General features: G+C 64.1%; 19 protein-coding genes. 14 read left to right on the forward strand and 5 right to left on the reverse strand.

What is annotated here, in order from left to right; genetic code table 11:
* Nucleotides 1–4: 4 nt before the first annotated feature.
* Nucleotides 5–598: an NADPH-dependent F420 reductase gene (locus CT676_RS07820; protein ID WP_244623107.1), complete on the forward strand. Its 594-nt coding sequence runs from the start codon at nt 5–7 to the stop codon at nt 596–598.
* Nucleotides 599–749: 151 nt separating this feature from the next.
* On the opposite strand, the gene CT676_RS07825 is transcribed toward CT676_RS07820, so the two are convergent.
* The 3 genes from CT676_RS07825 to guaA all read right to left on the reverse strand — a co-directional run bounded on the left by CT676_RS07825 (nt 750) and on the right by guaA (nt 5,220).
* A complete protein-coding gene (locus CT676_RS07825) occupies nt 750–2,396 on the reverse strand; it encodes a patatin-like phospholipase family protein (RefSeq protein ID WP_135214295.1) in 1,647 nt (548 codons plus the stop codon).
* Nucleotides 2,397–2,601: 205 nt separating this feature from the next.
* Nucleotides 2,602–3,090 carry a hypothetical protein gene (locus CT676_RS07835; protein ID WP_135214296.1) on the reverse strand — a complete coding sequence of 163 codons (489 nt, stop codon included), beginning with the start codon at nt 3,088–3,090 and terminating at the stop codon, nt 2,602–2,604.
* 531 nt (nt 3,091–3,621) lie between these two features.
* Complete coding sequence (gene guaA, locus CT676_RS07840; protein WP_135214297.1) at nt 3,622–5,220, reverse strand: glutamine-hydrolyzing GMP synthase; 1,599 nt, start codon at nt 5,218–5,220, stop codon at nt 3,622–3,624.
* Nucleotides 5,221–5,368: 148 nt separating this feature from the next.
* Here guaA and CT676_RS07845 point away from each other — a divergent pair, with 148 nt between their 5' ends.
* The 3 genes from CT676_RS07845 to CT676_RS07860 all read left to right on the forward strand — a co-directional run bounded on the left by CT676_RS07845 (nt 5,369) and on the right by CT676_RS07860 (nt 6,774).
* Nucleotides 5,369–5,737, forward strand: a complete 369-nt coding sequence (locus CT676_RS07845) for a nuclear transport factor 2 family protein (RefSeq protein ID WP_135214298.1) — start codon at nt 5,369–5,371, stop codon at nt 5,735–5,737.
* 229 nt (nt 5,738–5,966) lie between these two features.
* The gene (locus CT676_RS07855) at nt 5,967–6,299 is read left to right on the forward strand and encodes a DHCW motif cupin fold protein (protein ID WP_063983785.1); all 333 of its coding nucleotides are present in this window, start codon (nt 5,967–5,969) and stop codon (nt 6,297–6,299) included.
* A gap of 265 nt (nt 6,300–6,564) precedes the next feature.
* Entirely contained in the window at nt 6,565–6,774 is a 210-nt protein-coding gene (locus CT676_RS07860) for a cold-shock protein (protein ID WP_008141931.1), read from the forward strand.
* Nucleotides 6,775–6,986: 212 nt separating this feature from the next.
* On the opposite strand, the gene CT676_RS07865 is transcribed toward CT676_RS07860, so the two are convergent.
* Together CT676_RS07865 and CT676_RS07870 are read right to left on the reverse strand one after the other, a co-directional pair.
* The gene (locus CT676_RS07865) at nt 6,987–8,285 is read right to left on the reverse strand and encodes an RsmB/NOP family class I SAM-dependent RNA methyltransferase (RefSeq protein WP_135214299.1); all 1,299 of its coding nucleotides are present in this window, start codon (nt 8,283–8,285) and stop codon (nt 6,987–6,989) included.
* A 111-nt stretch (nt 8,286–8,396) separates the two neighbouring features.
* Complete coding sequence (locus tag CT676_RS07870) at nt 8,397–8,771, reverse strand: MAPEG family protein (protein ID WP_063986431.1); 375 nt, start codon at nt 8,769–8,771, stop codon at nt 8,397–8,399.
* Nucleotides 8,772–8,938: 167 nt separating this feature from the next.
* On the opposite strand from CT676_RS07870, the gene CT676_RS43905 reads away from it, so the two are divergent.
* The 10 genes from CT676_RS43905 (at nt 8,939) to CT676_RS07920 (ending at nt 17,378) form a co-directional block, all read left to right on the forward strand.
* On the forward strand, nt 8,939–9,553 hold the full coding sequence (locus CT676_RS43905) for an acriflavin resistance protein (RefSeq protein ID WP_167767983.1): 615 nt from the start codon (nt 8,939–8,941) through the stop codon (nt 9,551–9,553).
* 70 nt (nt 9,554–9,623) lie between these two features.
* A complete protein-coding gene (locus CT676_RS07880) occupies nt 9,624–10,466 on the forward strand; it encodes a metallophosphoesterase (protein WP_135214300.1) in 843 nt (280 codons plus the stop codon).
* A gap of 141 nt (nt 10,467–10,607) precedes the next feature.
* Entirely contained in the window at nt 10,608–11,903 is a 1,296-nt protein-coding gene (locus CT676_RS07885) for an amino acid deaminase (RefSeq protein ID WP_135214301.1), read from the forward strand.
* A gap of 11 nt (nt 11,904–11,914) precedes the next feature.
* Entirely contained in the window at nt 11,915–12,574 is a 660-nt protein-coding gene (locus CT676_RS07890) for an amino acid ABC transporter permease (RefSeq protein WP_063983789.1), read from the forward strand.
* Between the two features lie 10 nt (nt 12,575–12,584).
* Nucleotides 12,585–13,235, forward strand: a complete 651-nt coding sequence (locus CT676_RS07895) for an amino acid ABC transporter permease (protein ID WP_135214302.1) — start codon at nt 12,585–12,587, stop codon at nt 13,233–13,235.
* Entirely contained in the window at nt 13,222–13,950 is a 729-nt protein-coding gene (locus tag CT676_RS07900; protein WP_135214303.1) for an amino acid ABC transporter ATP-binding protein, read from the forward strand. Before CT676_RS07895 ends, CT676_RS07900 begins: the two co-directional genes overlap by 14 nt.
* 31 nt (nt 13,951–13,981) lie before the next feature.
* Complete coding sequence (locus CT676_RS07905) at nt 13,982–14,779, forward strand: transporter substrate-binding domain-containing protein (protein WP_135214304.1); 798 nt, start codon at nt 13,982–13,984, stop codon at nt 14,777–14,779.
* 58 nt (nt 14,780–14,837) lie between these two features.
* A complete protein-coding gene (locus CT676_RS07910; protein WP_018645782.1) occupies nt 14,838–15,182 on the forward strand; it encodes a RidA family protein in 345 nt (114 codons plus the stop codon).
* 61 nt (nt 15,183–15,243) lie between these two features.
* Nucleotides 15,244–16,272, forward strand: a complete 1,029-nt coding sequence (locus tag CT676_RS07915) for a succinylglutamate desuccinylase/aspartoacylase family protein (RefSeq protein ID WP_135214305.1) — start codon at nt 15,244–15,246, stop codon at nt 16,270–16,272.
* 41 nt (nt 16,273–16,313) lie between these two features.
* A complete protein-coding gene (locus tag CT676_RS07920) occupies nt 16,314–17,378 on the forward strand; it encodes a LacI family DNA-binding transcriptional regulator (protein ID WP_135214306.1) in 1,065 nt (354 codons plus the stop codon).
* Nucleotides 17,379–17,383: the final 5 nt, after the last annotated feature.

The raw sequence follows: 17,383 nt of genomic DNA on the forward strand, positions 1-17,383 counted from the left end.
CATGATGAGCTACGCAATTATAGGATTCGGCAAGGTAGGCCAGGCCCTCGCCCGCGCCTTCGCCCGCAAGAACATCGAGGTAACAGTCGCAAGCCGCCGGCCGCCCGAGGCGTTGGCGCCGCAGGCGCGGGCGATCGGACCCACGGTCGTCGCCAAGTCGCTGCGGGAAGCGCTGGAGGCCGACACGATCATCCTGGCGGTCCCGTTCGCGGAGCATCGCGAGGTTGCGAAGGCCCTGCCGAGTTGGAAAGGCAAGACGATCATCGACGCGACCAACGGGTTTGGAGAAGAGCTGGACGGTCTCCCGTCCTCCGCCTTCGTCGCGAAGGCGTTCACCGGCGCCAAGCTCGTGAAGGGTTTCAATCACCTGGTTGCGGCCACCCTGGCCGCCGATCCGGTCGTCGAGGGTGGGCACCGGGTCGTCTTCCTGTCGAGCGACGACGACGACGCGACCGCTCCCGTGGCGGCCCTGGCCAAGCAACTCGGCTTCGCACCCGTCAAGCTGGGAAAGCTCAACGAGGGTGGCGCGCTGGTGCACGCACGCGACCGCGTCTGGGGCCAGCTCATCTTCCAGGATTTGTTCAGGAAGGAGCAGTAGTAGGTCTACGGCTGGAGTAACGGTTACAGTGCACTGAGCTAATTAGTGCACTGTAACCGTAATACTTAGCAAATCAAGGATGCAAAGCGGGCTCGATGTCACGGATCAATGACCTGACATAACCGGGCATATTAGCCGACGCTTCGATTGTCTAGTGCGCTAATCTAAGTGAGAAGAAGGGATGCGGCTGCACGGGCAGCGCCGCTTGCACATGATCTACAAGGACTACCTTGAGACGTGTTCTGCCTTGCTGAGATGCATAGAAAGCACGAGTATGGCCTTCAATCATCACCGGCCCCTGTTGCGTCATCTCAACGATCGGCGGAGTTATGATGCTCACGGAACCATCAGGCAATCTATAGCGGCAAGGCATGAACAGCTCGAGTCCCACGTTAGACAATTCCTCCATGAGCTTGGCGACCTGTAAAAGCTTGAATTCCTTTACGCGAATTTGACTGACCCGCAAGGATGCATCGAGTGGAATTTCTTGAATGTCAAATCTCGCCTGCTCGTAGTGGCGAACTGTTGCAAGCGCCTCAAATAGTTCCCCTGAAGGCATCGCTTCAATAGCAAAAGCTGCCAAGGGTAGCGCCGAGCGCGTATATCCAACTTGTTCAACCAGGCTTGCACCCAGCGTGTTAATAACCGGCAGATCCTCCTCGCTGGTGTAAACTATGACCGTCTCAGCGCGGTACTCGAAATCTTGTCCTGCGGCTCCTCGTTCTGAACTCACCACGGCGGTCGCGGCGTTACCCGGATAGTCAACCAAAATGCCGGTGAACCTAATGGGCTGTTCTTGCACGTGACAACCCATGGCTCGAAGCAGATTCCGGCGCCGTTCTTCGACCAAAGCTTGCGACGCATCGGGCGGCCCAGCAGCCATCCGAACTTGAACGCCGCGCCGAATAGCTGAAGCCAACGCCGGAAATATGAACCACAGCCAATAGGTTGACGAGTCGGAAATCCAGATCGTTGAACGCGCTTCGTTAAAGAAATGAACATAACCGAGCAATCGCTCATCATAGCCTTCAAATCGCGAGGCGACACGATGTTGCCCGACAATTTCTCGCTCACTCGCAACAAACTTTCGAACAGCCCCTAATCCACTATCGTAGAGCGTCTGCCGAACATCCCGTGTCATCCGGGCAAAGTCGGTTGCGATGATATCACCCGTGTCGATTTCGATGCTGTACACACCATCCTGTAGCGATTGTTGAATTTGCGTCGCGGAGGTCACAAGCGTGTCTGCTATCGACAGCGCATAGTCTTTTGCATCTTCAAATTGAGTAAATTGCGCCGGCGTGCTTCGCAATCTAAATGCCAGTGTCTTGTCTGAAAAACGCCCCGGGTAGCCTTTATTTGTAGGAAATACATGCGTAGGAAGGTTGCTGATGGCACCTCCATCTACTAGGACAGACGAGCCCGCTAACACAGGTTGGAAGTATACGGGGATCGCGCAAGAGGCTTGGACTGCGAACGAGACGGAATCATCTGGTGTTGTCTCGCGACTCCATATCTTAGGCTCTTTCTGAGCCACATCAGCTGCAACGACGTGCAGCGGCAGCACTAGATCTCTGAATTGGACCAATCTATCGGGAACGGACTTGCCCTGTTCCGCGAGCACCTCGCGAAGATTTTTCTCGATCCAATCTTTGATTCTCGATGTGCTGTGCATCCCCCCGGATTCGATTGAGCTTATCCAGGAACTGCCCATCCAACGAGCAATGCCGGCGACCTTCGGCAGGCCGCTTGTTTTGAACGGTGCAGCCTCGCTACGCGCCGGCGCTGTCAGAGCCACACAGTCTCCAACATCCGCCGCTTGAGCGATGCGGGCGAGGCTCCGGCTGCGATAAGTGAAGCGATCACCGAGCCGGCAGAACTGCCCGCGACCCGACTAAAGCGTATACCCGCCTCAACTGCGGCCTCGTACGCGCCGGCGTAAGCCGCACCTCTAACGCCTCCACCTTCGAAGGCAGCCATGCAATTCGCAAAGTAAAAAGTCTTCAAATGCGTCTCGCTATAATTAACTTAACGATAGCAATCGCCGCTTCAGCAACAGGGCCGCTCTGATAGCGATCGAGGCCGGCAACGACCTCTCTTTGATTCCCCTGATCTGCCAAAACTTGCTTCATAAATTCGAGCACCGATGGAGCGAGCCTAAAGTGTAACTTCGCTGCATATGCAGCCAGTCGCGCGCACTGCAGCACAGGAAAAGGCAGATCGCTCGCATTGAAGGAAATTAAATGGCTATCCAAAGCGGACAACATTCCCGCGTCAAGGATCGAAGACGGTGCGCTTCCCTGCGCCGGGAAGTAAAGGGCGGCATTGATGTTGAAATCGGCAGTACTAAGAAGACTTTCAAAGGAAGCCGGTAACTTTAGAGCTCGAATAAGAAACGTCTCGCGCAAAGGCCAAATGTCAAATGGCACTGGCGGCGCTGAACTCTGAACGCCACCGAAGATCGTCGGCCGCACGTCTACCGGCGGCAACAACGCGAGCAGCCTCGCTACGTCGATATTCGCAACAACCAGGTCAACATCTCTTGGCGGCGGAGTTCCGCGCGCGCGCGGACAGTGTATCCCTTAACCATCCACCGAAGACACAATATCGAGCCTTTACTTCGTCAAGTTGTACCAGCAGACTTGAGAGGCTTCCGCTCGCGTCCCGAACCAAGTTGAACGCTTCGTCCACTGCGACGACGTCCGGCGTCCCCTCAAGGATGAGGGGCGGACGCTGCGCACCAGCGACCTCTACTACATTGATCCCCTCAAGCGTAGGTCCCCAGGTCACTGACTGCACTCTGTGTTGCATGAGACGCCCAAACTAATCCCGCTACTTGCGCCAAGCATCAACGACATTATAGGGGCGATTACAGCTCTTGTCCTTACGTCAATCAACCAAAGAGAAGCGTCTGGTTAGAAGCGGGCAGCGTATCCTTCTCTAGAGAAAATATCTCACAACAATATGAGGTAGTGCCGCCCATTCCCTTCAGCCTTTAGGGTCGATCCACCGGCTCCCGCCCCTCACTCCCACTCAATCGTCCCAGGCGGTTTGCTGGTCACGTCATACACCACCCTATTCACGCCCTTCACCTCGTTGATGATGCGCGTGGCGGTCTCGCCCAGGAACTTCATGTCGAACTGGTAGAAGTCCGCGGTCATGCCGTCGGTGGAGGTGACGGCGCGGAGGCCCACGACGTAGTCGTAGGTGCGGCCGTCGCCCATGACGCCGACGGTCTTGACGGGAAGCAGCACGGCAAAGGCCTGCCAGATGTCGTCGTAGAGGCCGTGCTTGCGGATCTGGTCGATGTAGACGGCATCGGCCTTGCGCAGGATGTCGAGCTTGTCCCTGGTGATGTCGCCGGGGCAGCGGATGGCGAGGCCGGGGCCCGGGAACGGGTGGCGGCCGACGAAGATTTCGGGGAGGCCGAGCTCGCGGCCGAGCTTGCGCACCTCGTCCTTGAACAGCTCGCGCAGGGGCTCGACGAGCTTCATGTTCATGCGCTCGGGCAGACCGCCGACATTGTGGTGCGACTTGATCGTCACCGAGGGGCCGCCGGTGAAGGAGACGCTCTCGATCACATCGGGATAGAGCGTGCCCTGCGCCAGGAAGTCGGCGCCGCCGATCTTCTTGGCCTCCGCCTCGAACACCTCGATGAAGAGGCGGCCGATGGTCTTGCGCTTGGTCTCGGGGTCGGTGACGCCTTCGAGCTCGCCCAAGAATTGCTTTGAGGCATCCACGTGCACGAGCGGGATGTTGTAGTGGTGGCGGAACAGGTCGACCACGGTCTTGGCTTCGTCGAGGCGCAGCATGCCGTGGTCGACGAACACGCAGGTGAGCTGGTCGCCGATGGCTTCGTGGATCAGCACGGCGGCGACGGCTGAATCGACGCCGCCGGACAGGCCACAGAGCACCTTGCCCTTGCCGACCTGCGCGCGGATCTTTGCGATCTCCTCCTCGCGGAAGGCGCGCATGGTCCAGTCGCCGGAGAGGCCGGCGATCTTGCGGACGAAATTGCGGATCAGTTTTGCGCCATCGGGCGTGTGCACCACTTCGGGGTGGAACATCAGGCCGTAATACTTGCGCGTCTCGTCCTGGATGATCGCGAACGGCGCGTTCGGCGAGGTGCCGGCCACCGAGAAGCCGGGCGGCATTTTTGTGATGCGATCGCCGTGGCTCATCCAGACCTGGTTCTTGCCGCCCGGCGACCAGACGTCCTCGAACAGCTTGCTCGGCGCCTTCACCTCGACATCGGCGCGGCCGAATTCGCGGTGATGGCCGCCCTCGACCGTGCCGCCGAGTTGCTCCGCCATGGTCATCTGGCCGTAGCAGATGCCGAGCACCGGCACGCCGGAGGCGAAGATCAGCTGCGGGGCGCGGGGCGAGCCCGCCTCATGCACCGACTCAGGTCCCCCGGAGAGGATCACCGCTTTCGGCTTCATCTCGTTGAAGGCGTCTTCGGCCTTGTTGAACGGGACGATCTCGCAATAGACGCCGTCCTCGCGCACGCGACGCGCGATCAGCTGCGTCACCTGGCTGCCGAAGTCGACGATGAGAATCTTGTCGTGCGCCGAGGCCACCGAGGGCGTCGACGCGGAGCGGTCGTTCTGTGCTGCTGTCATGGCCAGCAAATACGCGACCGTGCCCCTGCCCGCAACCGCGCGATGCGCGCGCCCACATTCTTCTTTGGGCATGGACAAATGGATATATGTCAGTCTTATTGACCTAATTTGTCCCGCACGCCAACAGGGGCCAATCAGGGAGACCGCCATGTCACAGCACCATCAGCCATCAGCACTTGCCGCGCTCGGCCGGACCTGGGTCGCGGCCTGGAACGCGCGCGATCTCGAGCGCGTGCTAACGCTCTACGACGAGAACACCGTGATGACCTCGGACCGCATCCCCGCGATGGGGTTCGACGCCAGCGGCACCCTGCGCGGCAAGGACGCTTTGCGGGCGTATTGGGGCAAGGCGCTCGCCCTGTTGCCGGAGCTGCATTTTACGCTGATCGACCTGTTCGTCAGCCCGGATAGCGTCGTGGTGTTTTACGAGAACGAGCGGGGCAAGCGGATCTGCGAGTATCTGCGGGTGAATGATGCGGGGCTGATCGTGCAGGGGTCGGCGAACCATTTGGTGTAGTGACAGCTCGCTGGATTGGACGGTGCCGCCCCATCCACCGCTGTCATTCCCCGCGCAAGCGGGGAATCCAGTACGCCGCGGCTTCTCCGCATCACGGCACGGCCTCTGGAATACTGGATCGCCCGATCAAGTCGGGCGATGACACCGAATATCGCTCACGATGACGGAGACTGCCGGACGGGCGTGCGCTAACACTGCGCCCGCCGGCTCTGAAACAGGATCACCACCGATGAAACTCCCCGCCTCCCCCTTCACCGTCACAGACTGGAGCAAGGTCGAGGCCACCACGCATCCCGGCGAGACCGGGCAGGCCAAGTGGCGGACGCTCAACATCGGCGATCTCCGGGTGCGGATGGTCGAGTATTCGCCGGGCTATCTCGCCGACCATTGGTGCGACCGCGGCCACGTGCTCTACGTGCTCGAGGGCGAGCTCGACAGCGAACTGCGCGACGGGCGGAAATTCAAGCTCACCGCGGGGATGAGCTACCAGGTCTCGGACTTCGGCGACGCCGCGCACCGGTCCTCGACGGCCACGGGGGCGACGCTTTTCATCGTGGATTGAGGGCTGTCGGGCGGCTCATTTGCACCGCAAAATAGCAAAGCCGCGCCACATGCCGGCCCACGGGTGGTGCCTTGAAGTAGCCCCAAATTCTCGCTATATTGTGATCATCGATACTTGGCCGAACGACTGGGCCGCTTCGCTTCGTTGCAGACGGGCGCGCACGCTTCAGATGACTTCCCCAAACATCGACTGAACAGGATCATGGGCGCAATTTCGCGTACCGGTCCACGTGCGTATCCTCTCTAACTAACTAAAGGAAATTCCCATGGCTATGGGCACCGTGAAGTGGTTCAACACCCAAAAGGGTTATGGTTTCATCCAGCCGGATGACGGCCAGAAGGACGTGTTCGTTCACATCAGCGCCGTCGAGCGCGCTGGCCTCTCCTCCCTCAACGAGGGTCAGAAGGTCTCGTTCGACATCGTCGCCGACCGCCGCAGCGGCAAGTCGTCGGCTGACAATCTCCGCGTCGGCTAACGCCCACGCACCGTTCTGACCACGGACGTACCGGCAGAACGTCGAGTTAGAAAGCCCCGCGAGCTTCGGTTCGCGGGGTTTTTGTTTTGGGGAACGGCGGCGCGGAACACGCTGAGCCGTAGGGTGGGCAAAGCGAAGCGTGCCCACCACTTCAATCACAACCGCGGAGACATGGTGGGCACGGCGCTTTCGCTTTGCCCACCCTACGAGAGCTACGTCTTCTTCAACACCGAGACGAAGAACCCGTCCGTCCCCGTCCGCCGCGGTGTCATCAGCCAGCCTTCGTCTGACTGCAGCGCGGCCTTTGCAAAATCCTCCGCCTTGTCCCAGAGCACGCTTGCGGTCTGTTCGGGCGGCAAGATCGCGAACTCTGGATGCCGGGCCGTGAACGCCCTCACCTGCTCGCCGTTCTCTTCCGCCAGCACCGAACAGGTGATGTAGGCGATGCGCCCGCCGGCCTTGACCAGCGGCACGGCGCGCGCCAGCACCTCGGCCTGATCGCGCAGGCGGATCTCCAGCGCGCCGGGGCGCATGCGCCATTTGGCGTCCGGATTGCGGCGCCAGGTGCCGGTTCCCGTGCAGGGCGCATCGATCACGACGAGGTCGGCGGTGCCGCTGATGTCGGCCAGCGGATCGGCCTCGCCCTTGGGCGTGCGGACATCGGCATTGTGGACGCCGGCGCGCGACAGGCGCTCGTGGATCGGGGCAAGCTGGCGCTTGTCGCTGTCGGTGGCGATCAGCCGGCCCTTGCCCTGCATCATGGCCGCGAGCGCCAGCGTCTTGCCGCCGGCACCGGCGCAGAGATCGATCACCTGCTCGCCGGGTTTTGCCGCGGTGAAGCTGGCCGCAAGCTGCGATCCCTCATCCTGCACTTCAACGGCGCCCTTGATGAAATCCTCCTCCGCCTGGAGGCCGGGATTGCGGGCATCGGCCGAAAGCTCGATGCGCAGGCCGTTTGCGGACCATGGCGTCGGTTCCGCATGAAGATGAGCAAGCCCGCGCAGCACCTTGTCGCGATTGGATTTTAGCGTGTTGACGCGCAAATCCAGCGGCGCCCGGCTCGCCATCGCGGCGGCCTCCGCGGCGCGCTCCTCGCCGAACACTTTTGCAAAGTACGGGTCGAGCCATTCGGGATAGTCGCCCGCGATCGCAGCCGGCGCGTCCTTGAGGGAACGCGAGGCCAGCGCCGCCTGCTCGGCCTCGGTCAGCGGCGCCGGTGCAAACCGGCTGCCGTCGAACAGCGCGCCCATGGTGGCCGCGTCCATGTTGCGCTCGAGGCGGAGCATGCCGATCAGCCGGGCGCGTGCGGTGTCGGCGTCCATCAGGAAGGCGCTCGAGGCATAGCGGCGCAGCACGTCCCAGACCAGGCCCGCGATGGCGGCGCGGTCGCCGGAGCCGGCGAAGCGGTGCGCGGTGCCCCACTCTTTCAGCGCCTTGGCCGCGGGCACGCGGTCCTTCTCGATGGTGTCGATCAGTTCGATGGCTGCGGACAGCCGGGCAGCGGGAGTCATTTGAATCTTTCAGGTCAGGATTGGCTATTTTTGTTTTGCGCATGATCTTGTCGGAAAACCGGTATCCACTTTGCGCTAACGCGGCCCTCCGGGTCCGGATCATGCGCGCGCCTAGATCAACAACAGCATCTTCAGCGCGAAGTAGATCCACATCGCGAGCAGCACAAGCACGCCCGCGAGCCAGATCGTGGAGCGCCGGCCGGGATCGTTGGAGGAGACGAACACGCCGGCATGGGCGAACCGCGTCACCACGAACACCCAGGACATCAGCACGATGAAGAGATCGGCGTGGCGCAAGGGCAGCGCCAGGGCGATCAGCGCGTAGAACAGCACCGGCAATTCGAACTGCTCACCCAGCGCAATGTCGCGGCTCTTGGTCTCGCCGGAGACCAGCGAGCGCCGGCGCGCCAGTACCATTCCGATCAGGAGTGCGAAGGTGAGACCGACCTGCACGAAGACAGGCAGCAAAACCATTTGGATGGACATCGGAACTTTCCCGTCAGGCGGAACACCGCGGACCGTCATTAGCCGCGACTGCTGGCGCTGACAATCAACGAGTTGAACCGGTGTTCCCGGTCCCGCGACCAAAGCCCGATAGTTAAAGCGATTTCGGCCCCTGGGACCGCAAGGCGAGCGAGCGCCAAGAGACTGACATGAACACCCTCTCCAGCCTTTTGACCGAATCCGCGGACGGCCGGCTCGGCGTCCTGATGTCGGCGCTGTCAGGCATGGCGGCGGCGCTCGCGGTCGCGCTGGCGATGACGGTGTACTTCCGCCTGGGCTACCGGAGCTGGCGCGACGTCGTCAGGCACGGTCTCGCCACTCTGGCCGCCCTCGCCCTGTTCGGCTTCGCCGCCTACGACATGCGCCACGCCGCGCTGGCCTATCTTGGCCTCAATCCCTCCAAGCCGGCGGTCGAGTTCGAGATCCGGATGCCCAGGGAAACGCTCACGGCGGCGTCCGACAGCCAGATCGAGCTGCACACCGACCGCAACCAGACGCTGGCGCTGGTCGACGGCGTGCGCGAGCTCGGTGATGGCCGCTCCGTGCTGCGCGGCGCGGTGGCGCTCAACCACCGCACCGCCGACCGCGTGCTGGTCGTGAACCTGCCCGGCAGGGGCACGTTCGAATTCCGCCTCCGCCTGCCCGCCGAGCCGCACCGGTCCGAGCAGTTCGGGCCCTGGCACCTCGCCGACCGCATCGCCTCGCCGGCAACCGGCAGCGGCGCCTCGCAGGACGCCTACACGATCCGCTATCGCGTGCTTTAAACTTTGTTTCATGGCGATGCATGCGCGTGCCGTCATCGTTCCGACGTGCGACAACGCGTATGCTCATCCCATGTCCGAATTTCGCCTCACGCAGATTTCCGACACTCATCTCGGCCGGCGCTTCCCCGGCCTGATCGCCAACTTCGATCGCGTCAGCGAACACATCGACGCTGATAGGCCCGACCTCGTCGTCAACACCGGCGACGTCTCCTTCGACGGGCCGACAAGTCGCGACGATGTCGAATTCGCCAAGAGCCTGCACGACGCCCTGCCCGTCGCCTGCCGCTACATTCCCGGCAATCACGACATCGGCGACAATCCGACCGCGATCGGGCCTGCGCCCAAGCCGCCGGTCGAGGAAAAGCACCGCCAACAATTCCGCGACATCATCGGCGAAGACCATTGGTCGTTCGAAGCGGCCGGCTGGCACTTCATCGGCCTCAACTCGCTGGTGATGAATTCCGGGCTCGCATTCGAGGCTGAGCAGTTCGACTGGTTGTCCCGGGAAATGGCGCGCATCAACGGCAGGCCGATCGCGCTGTTCGTGCACAAGCCGATGTTTCTCAACCTGCCCGACGACCCCGAGACGCCGGAGACCTCGATCCGCTACGTGCCAAAGCCGGCACGCGCGCGCCTGATCGAGATGTTCTCGACTGTGGACCTGCGCCTCATCGCCAGTGGGCACGTGCACCAGCGGCGCGACTTCACCTACCGCCACGCCCGCCATGTCTGGGCGCCGTCGGCCGGCTTCAGGATCAACGACCAGCGTCAGGACCGGATCGCGATCAAGGAAGTCGGGCTCGTCGAATACCGCTTCCGGCCGAACAGTTTTGAAGTTCGTCACGTCAGGGCCGCGGGCCAGGTCGATGTCGATATCGAGGAGCTGCTCGCCCAGATGGGCGGCGAGCACTAGCCCAATTCACGGGCACAACACCCTACCTAAATACCTTGATGCATCGAATTCGCGCTAAAATTGGCTAGAATGCACTAATGACAACGTTGTCATTCCGACATATCGTTCCCGAGCGGTCGAGGGGCCGCTGAGGGAGCGACGATGCAGTTCTTGTCCCGGTGGGAGAGCCAACGTCTTTCAACGACCACGCGGGGCATCCCCCTGGTCGATGGCCTGCCGATCGAGGAGATCGCCCGCCAGAATTGGCAGCCCTCCCGCGGCGATCTCGCTCTGCCCGCCCTCACCCTCGATGATGCCGCCTTCGCAGCCAATCGCGACCTATTCCTGCGCTGGTGCAATAGCGCCGGCGTTGCTGTTGCGCCTCACGCCAAGACGCCGATGTCGCCGGAGCTCGCGCGGTCGCTGCGCGAGGCCGGCGCCTGGGGCACGACGGTCGCCAATATCCAGCAGGCCGCCGTGCTGCTCGCCCATGGCGAGCGGCGCCTGCTGCTGGCCAATGAGATCGGCGGGCTCGCGGCCGGCCGGCGGCTCGGCGCGTTGCTCGGCGCCTATCCCGACGTCGAATTTCACGCCTTCGCGGATTCACCGGCGGCGGTCGCAGCACTGGCGGAAGCGGCCCGGATTGCGGGCCGCAGCGAATTGTCCGTGCTGGTCGAGCTCGGCGTAGGCCGCGCCGGCGCGCGCGATCGCGCCGCGGTCGAAGCGACGATCGCCGCGGTGCTTGCGGCCGACGGCCTCCTGCTCGGCGGCGTCGCCACTTACGAAGGCGCGGTCGCAACGCCCGATGCCGACGAGACGATGCGCGCGATCGCGGCGCTGATGGAGCGCACCATCGCGGCCTTCGCGCTGGTACGTCATGCTGCCCCGGGCCGGCCGCTGATCATCAGCGCCGGCGGCTCGGCCTATTTCGACGTCGTCGCCCGCGCGCTCGCACCGAGCGCGCAGGCAGACGGCAACGCCAGCGTCCTCCTGCGCTCAGGCGCGCTGTTCTTCGCCGATCACGGCATTTACGCGCGCGCCTTCGCCGAGCTCGACCGTCGCGGCGGTCTCGTCATCGACGGCGCGCGGCACTCGGCGGCCGAGGGTTTCCAGCCTGCGCTGACACTTTGGGCCGAGGTGCTGTCGCGGCCGGAAGCAGGCCTCGTGATCGCGGGCTTCGGCATGCGCGATGCCTCCTTCGATCAGGGATTGCCTGTGCCGCTGCGCGTCTTCCGCGACGGCGTCGCGCAGCAAGGGCTCGCCGAGACCTTGTCGGTCACCCGTCTCAATGACCAGCATGCATTCCTGTCCGTTGCGCCCGATGGCACGCTTGCGGTCGGCGACATCATCGCCTTCGGCATCTCGCATCCCTGCACCTGCCTCGACCGCTGGCGCGTGATCCTCGGCCTCGACGCCGACGGCGTCGTGACGCGCGCCCTGCCCACCCAGTTCGGCTGAGAGCGGGCCCGATGAATTTCCTGCCGCTGTGGCGCTATCAGAACCAGCTCATCGACGGCGCCATCGTCACGCTCGAACTGACGGTGATCGCGGCGCTGGCCGGGCTTCTGATCGGCGTTGCCGGCGCGGTCGCGCTGAACGGCCGCATCACGCCGCTGCGCTGGCTGGTGCGCGGCTACATCGAGCTGTTCCGCAACACGCCGTCGCTGATCCAGATCTTCATCGTCTTCTTCGTGCTGCCGAACTTCGGCCTGAAGCTGCCGGCCTTCGAAGCCGCCGCCGTCGCGCTGTCGCTCTATTTCGGCGCCTATTCGGTCGAGATCATCCGCGCCGGCCTCGACTCCGTGCCGAAGAACCAGATCGAAGCCGGCCAGTGCCTTGGCCTGTCGGGCTGGCAGGTGTTCCGTCACATCCTGCTGCCGCCGGCGCTGCGCAACGCCTATCCGGCCGTGACCAGCCAGTTCGTCCTGCTGCTGCTCGGCACCTCGCTCGCTTCGCAGGTCGCGGCCGACGAGCTGTTTCACGTCGCGGGCTTCATCGAGAGCCGCACCTATCGCAGCTTCGAAGTCTATGCGGTGATCTGCGTGGTCTATTTCGCGATGGCGATGTCGTTCAAGGCGCTGTTCGCCATCATCGGTCTGGCGGCCTTCCGCTGGCCGCGGCGGCGCTGAGGGGAAAGCGATGCGATCCTTCACCCTCATCGATTTCGTCTCGCTGTTCGCGGCGCTGCGCTGGACAGTTGCGCTGGTCGTGCTCGCGCTCGCCTTCGGTGCGCCGCTGGCGCTGGCGCTCGCCACGGGCCGCATCAGCCGCGTCGCTGGGCTCCGCTGGACGATGGCGGCGTGCATCCAGATCGTCCAAAGCGTGCCGCTGCTCGGGCTGCTGTTCTTCTTCTATTTCGGCATGCCGATGTTCCTGGGCATCCAGGTGCCCGCGATCGTCGCCGTCACCGTCGCCTACACGCTCTACACCGCTGCCTTCCTCGGCGAGATCTGGCGCGGCGGGTTGGAGGCGGTAAAGCAGGCGCAATGGGAGGCCGGCGCCTGTCTCGGCCTCTCAGCCTGGCAGCAATTCCGCCACATCATTGCGCCGCAGGCACTGCGGCTGTCGCTGCCGCCGACCGTCGGATTCCTGGTGCAGCTCATCAAGGGCACCTCGCTCGCCTCGATCCTCGGCTTCGTCGAGCTCGCCCGCGCCGGGCAGGTGGTGAGCGCGGCAACGTTCCAGCCGCTGCTCACCTACGCGCTGGTCGCAGCGATCTATTTCGCGCTGTGCCTGCCGCTCACGCTCTGGTCCCGCTCTCTGGAGGCCCGCCTCGATGGCTCTCGTTGAAATCCGCGACGTGCACAAGACATTCGGCAAGGTCGAGGTGCTCAAGGGCGTCTCGCTCGACGTCGAGGAAGGCGAGATCGTCACGATCATCGGCCGCTCCGGCTCGGGCAAGTCGACCCTGCTCCGCTGCATCAATGCACTGGAGAGCGTCGATTCCGGCGAGATCCACGTCGAGGGCGAGAAGGTCCACGCCAGGATGCCTGACCTGAAGGCATTCCGTCAGCGCGTCGGCATCGTGTTCCAGGCTTTCAATCTGTTTCCGCACCTGAAGGTCGAGCGCAACATCACGCTGGCTCCGCTCCTCACCGGCCGCATCGACAAAGCGAAAGCGCGTGCACTGGCGGAAGATGTGCTGACCCGCGTCGGCCTCGCCGACAAGATCGACGCCTGGCCGGAGCAGCTCTCCGGCGGCCAGCAGCAACGCGTCGCCATCGCGCGCTGCCTCGCCATGGCCCCTCACCTCATGCTGTTCGACGAGGTGACCTCCGCGCTCGACCCCGAGCTCGTCGGCGAAGTCCTGAAGGTGATGGAGGCGATGGCGAAGCAGGGCATGACCATGATCCTGGTCACCCACGAGATGGGCTTTGCCCGCAACGTCGCCAACCGCATCGTCTTCATGCATCAGGGGCGCGTCTGGGAACAGGGCCCGCCGGCAAAACTGTTCGCCAATCCTGAAACCCCCGAGCTCGCGAGCTTCATCGCCTCCGCGAAATGATCATCCAGCCATCCGCCACCAGGAGAGAGTCATGACGAAATTGAAGTCCCTCTTTGCGATCGCAGCCACGGCGCTCGCCGTGCTCGCTGCCCCCACCCTCGCGCAAGCCGACAAGCTCCAGGACGTGCTCGGCGCGGGCAAGCTGCGCGTCGGCTTGCTGACCGATGCCGCGCCCTGGGGCTTCAAGGACGACAAGGGCGAGATCGCGGGCCTCGACGCCGATCTCGCCCGGCTGATCGCCGCCGACATGGGCGTCAAGCTCGAGCTCGTGCCGGTGACGGGCGCAGCGCGTATCCCGAGCCTGCTCTCGGACAAGATCGACATCCTGATCGCGGGCCTCGGCGCGACGCCAGAGCGCGCCCAGCAGGTGATGTTCTCGCAGCCTTATGCCGTGGTGAACCTCGGCGTCTACGGCGCCAAGGCAATTCCGGCCGCCACCGGCAAGAAGCCCGACAATCTCGACGGCCGCAGCGTCGCCGTGTCCAAGGGCTCGACGCTCGACGTCTGGCTCACCGACAACGCGCCGAAGGTGAAGCTGGTGCGTTTCGAGGATACGCCCGCCGCGCTCGCCGCCTTTCTCGCGGGACAGGCCGACACCTTCGCCGAGAACAGCGCCATCGCGCTGAAGGTGCAGGACCAGAACCCGACCAAGGAGGTCGAGCTGAAGTTCCTGATCCGCCAGTCGCCGGCCCATGTCGGCGTGCGCCAGGGCGAGCAGAACCTGCTCAACTGGATCAATACCGACATCTTCTTCAACAAGCTCAACGGCAAGCTCGGCGCGTTGCAGCTGAAATGGTTCAAGGAAGAGCAGACGCTGCCGACGCTGTGAACTAGCACACGGCTCCCGCACCAATGCGGGAGCCAAGCTTCACGAGGAGAATTTTGAGATGATCAAACGTTACGTCGTCGGCTCGCGCATGAGCCAGGCCGTCGCCGCCGGCGGTATGGTGCACATCGCCGGCCAGGTCGCTGACGACCGCAAGGCCGGCATCGTGTCGCAGACCCAGCAGGTGCTCGCCAAGATCGACGCGCTGCTGAAGGAAGCCGGCTCCGACCGCTCCAAGCTGATCGCGGTCAACGTCTTCCTGCCTCATATCACCGACTTCGACACCATGAACTCGGTCTACGATGCCTGGATCGATCCGGCCAACCCGCCGGCGCGCGCCTGCGTCGAAGCCCGCCTCGCCGATCCCGACCTGCGCGTCGAGATGACCGCGGTCGCCTTGCTCTAGGGCGCCGCCATCCTTTCAACCTTTGGCCGGCGCCGGCGACGGCGCGGCCGCGAGGCAAGCCATGCATACCGGACTTTTCCACGAGATCGATTTCGAGAAGGACCAGAAATGGTCGGGCCATCTCGGCATTCCCTTCTCGATCGATCGCTCCCCCTACTACCAGCTCAAGATCCCGATCTTCCGGATCAAGAACGGTGCCGGACCAAAACTGCTTTTGATGGCCGGCAATCACGGCGACGAATATGAGGGCGAGATCGCGCTGACGCGGCTGTATCGCCGGCTCGATGCAAAGGACGTCAAAGGCGAGATCACCATCCTGCCCTTCGCCAATTGGCCAGCCGTGATGGCGGCACGCCGCCGCTCGCCGCTCGACGAGGGCAACCTCAACCGCGCCTTCCCCGGCGATGCCGCGGGCACGCCGACATTCCGGCTTGCGCACTTCCTCGAGCACGAGCTGTTTCCGCGGCACGAAGTCGTCTTCGACATCCATTCCGGCGGCACCTCGATGGCGCATGTGCCTTGCGCGCTGATCGAGCGGCAGGGCACGCCCGAGATGTTCGGCCACGCGCTGCGCCTGATGGAGGGGTTGGGGATGCCCTTCGCCTTCGTCGCCGAAAACGGCGCGACCGCTCCGACCTCGATGGCCGCGGCTGCACGCGCCGGCGCGATCGGGCTCTCCGGTGAATTCGGCGGCGGCGGCACCGTCACGCCGCAGACCATGGCGCTCACCGCGCGCGCCGTCGATCGGCTGTTGCTCGCACTCGGCCTCGTCCAGGCCCCGGTGCTCGGGCCACATGTGCCGGTCGAGCGCGCCACCGAATTGCTGGCGCTGCAAAGCCATGCGCAGGCAGTGTTCGCGACCCGTCGCGGCTGGTTCGAGCCTGCGGTCATGGTCGGCGCGCGCGTTGCGGCCGGCGACGTCGCCGGCTGGTACCATGATTTCGAGCGCCCGGAGCTGCCGGAAGAGGTGCTGCGCTTCCCCGCCGACGGCATCGTGATCTCGCAGCGCCTGCACACCGACAGCCAGAGCGGCGACTGCCTGGTCCAGGTCGGCCGCGCGCTGTCGCGCGACGAGCTGCCGGCGCGCTGAGTTTTGGAGACGATACCGACTGCGATTACACTCGGGATTCGATGACCGATCCGGCAAAGCCGACCTATGACGACGTGGTGCGCATTCCAGCGCCGCCCGGCCGCGCCAGCGCGAGCGGGCGGCCGCCGCGCATCGAGGAGGTCGCGGAGCGCGCGGGCGTCGCGCCGATCACGGTGTCGCGGGTGTTGCGTCACCCCGAGAAGGTCAATCGCGAGACCCGCGAGCGTATCCTCGAAGTGATCGAGGCGACCGGTTACGCCTCCAACCCGCATGCGCGCGCGCTGCGCTCGGGGCGCTCGAACGTGGTCATGGCCTTCGTCTCCAACATTCTCAGCCAGCAGTTCGGCCTTGCGGTGCGCAGCTTTGCCGCCACGCTAGAGCCGGAAGGCTTCGAGGTGCTGGTCGGCCAGACCTCCTACTCCTATGCCAAGGAAGTCGCGATGATCCAGTCGCTGCGCGGCATCCGCCCCGCAGCGGTGATGTTCACCGGCGTGATCGAGCTCGAGGAGAATCGCGCCGCGCTGCTCGAGCTCGGCATTCCCGTGATCGAGACCTGGGCGTTTCCGCGCGACCCCATCGACATGCTGGTCGGCCTGCCCAATGCGGATGCCGGCGCGATGGCGGCGCGCAGGCTGGCTGAAGCCGGACATCGCCGCGTCGCCTTCATCGGCCGCGGCAGCGGCCGTGGCGCACTGCGCCGCGACGGATTTCGGAACGCAGCGGCACAGCTGGGCCTCGAGATCGTCCACGAGATCGGTGTCGGTGAGATCACGGGACTGGCCGACGGCCGCGCCGCCTTCACCGCCCTGCTCGAACGCGGCGGCGACGTCGATGCGGTGTTCTGTGCCAACGATCTGCTTGCGACCGGCGCGCTGATCGAGGCCCGCGCCCGCGGCCTCTCGGTGCCGCGCGATCTGGCGCTGCTCGGCTTCGGCGACAACGACGTCGCCGATCAGATCACGCCCGGTCTCACCACCATCTCGTTCGATGCGGCGGCTGTGGGACGGATCGCGGGCGAACTGCTGCTGGCGCGGCTATCAGGCACGCCACGCGCCGAACAGCGGCTCGCCGTCGAACTGTTCCTGGTCGAGCGCGGCAGCGTCTGAGGTTG

The organism is Bradyrhizobium sp. MOS001 (assembly GCF_004634465.1).
Taxonomy (GTDB): domain Bacteria; phylum Pseudomonadota; class Alphaproteobacteria; order Rhizobiales; family Xanthobacteraceae; genus Bradyrhizobium; species Bradyrhizobium barranii.

Bases quoted from the DNA above. Each gene is read 5' to 3' on its own strand.
- CT676_RS07820 (WP_244623107.1), top strand. From the start codon at position 5: ATGAGCTACGCAATTATAGGATTCGGCAAGGTAGGCCAGGCCCTCGCC.
- guaA (WP_135214297.1), bottom strand. From the start codon at position 5,220: ATGACAGCAGCACAGAACGACCGCTCCGCGTCGACGCCCTCGGTGGCC.
- CT676_RS07845 (WP_135214298.1), top strand. From the start codon at position 5,369: ATGTCACAGCACCATCAGCCATCAGCACTTGCCGCGCTCGGCCGGACC.
- CT676_RS07855 (WP_063983785.1), top strand. From the start codon at position 5,967: ATGAAACTCCCCGCCTCCCCCTTCACCGTCACAGACTGGAGCAAGGTC.
- CT676_RS07860 (WP_008141931.1), top strand. From the start codon at position 6,565: ATGGCTATGGGCACCGTGAAGTGGTTCAACACCCAAAAGGGTTATGGT.
- CT676_RS07865 (WP_135214299.1), bottom strand. From the start codon at position 8,285: ATGACTCCCGCTGCCCGGCTGTCCGCAGCCATCGAACTGATCGACACC.
- CT676_RS07870 (WP_063986431.1), bottom strand. From the start codon at position 8,771: ATGTCCATCCAAATGGTTTTGCTGCCTGTCTTCGTGCAGGTCGGTCTC.
- CT676_RS43905 (WP_167767983.1), top strand. From the start codon at position 8,939: ATGAACACCCTCTCCAGCCTTTTGACCGAATCCGCGGACGGCCGGCTC.
- CT676_RS07880 (WP_135214300.1), top strand. From the start codon at position 9,624: ATGTCCGAATTTCGCCTCACGCAGATTTCCGACACTCATCTCGGCCGG.
- CT676_RS07885 (WP_135214301.1), top strand. From the start codon at position 10,608: ATGCAGTTCTTGTCCCGGTGGGAGAGCCAACGTCTTTCAACGACCACG.
- CT676_RS07890 (WP_063983789.1), top strand. From the start codon at position 11,915: ATGAATTTCCTGCCGCTGTGGCGCTATCAGAACCAGCTCATCGACGGC.
- CT676_RS07895 (WP_135214302.1), top strand. From the start codon at position 12,585: ATGCGATCCTTCACCCTCATCGATTTCGTCTCGCTGTTCGCGGCGCTG.
- CT676_RS07900 (WP_135214303.1), top strand. From the start codon at position 13,222: ATGGCTCTCGTTGAAATCCGCGACGTGCACAAGACATTCGGCAAGGTC.
- CT676_RS07905 (WP_135214304.1), top strand. From the start codon at position 13,982: ATGACGAAATTGAAGTCCCTCTTTGCGATCGCAGCCACGGCGCTCGCC.
- CT676_RS07910 (WP_018645782.1), top strand. From the start codon at position 14,838: ATGATCAAACGTTACGTCGTCGGCTCGCGCATGAGCCAGGCCGTCGCC.
- CT676_RS07915 (WP_135214305.1), top strand. From the start codon at position 15,244: ATGCATACCGGACTTTTCCACGAGATCGATTTCGAGAAGGACCAGAAA.
- CT676_RS07920 (WP_135214306.1), top strand. From the start codon at position 16,314: ATGACCGATCCGGCAAAGCCGACCTATGACGACGTGGTGCGCATTCCA.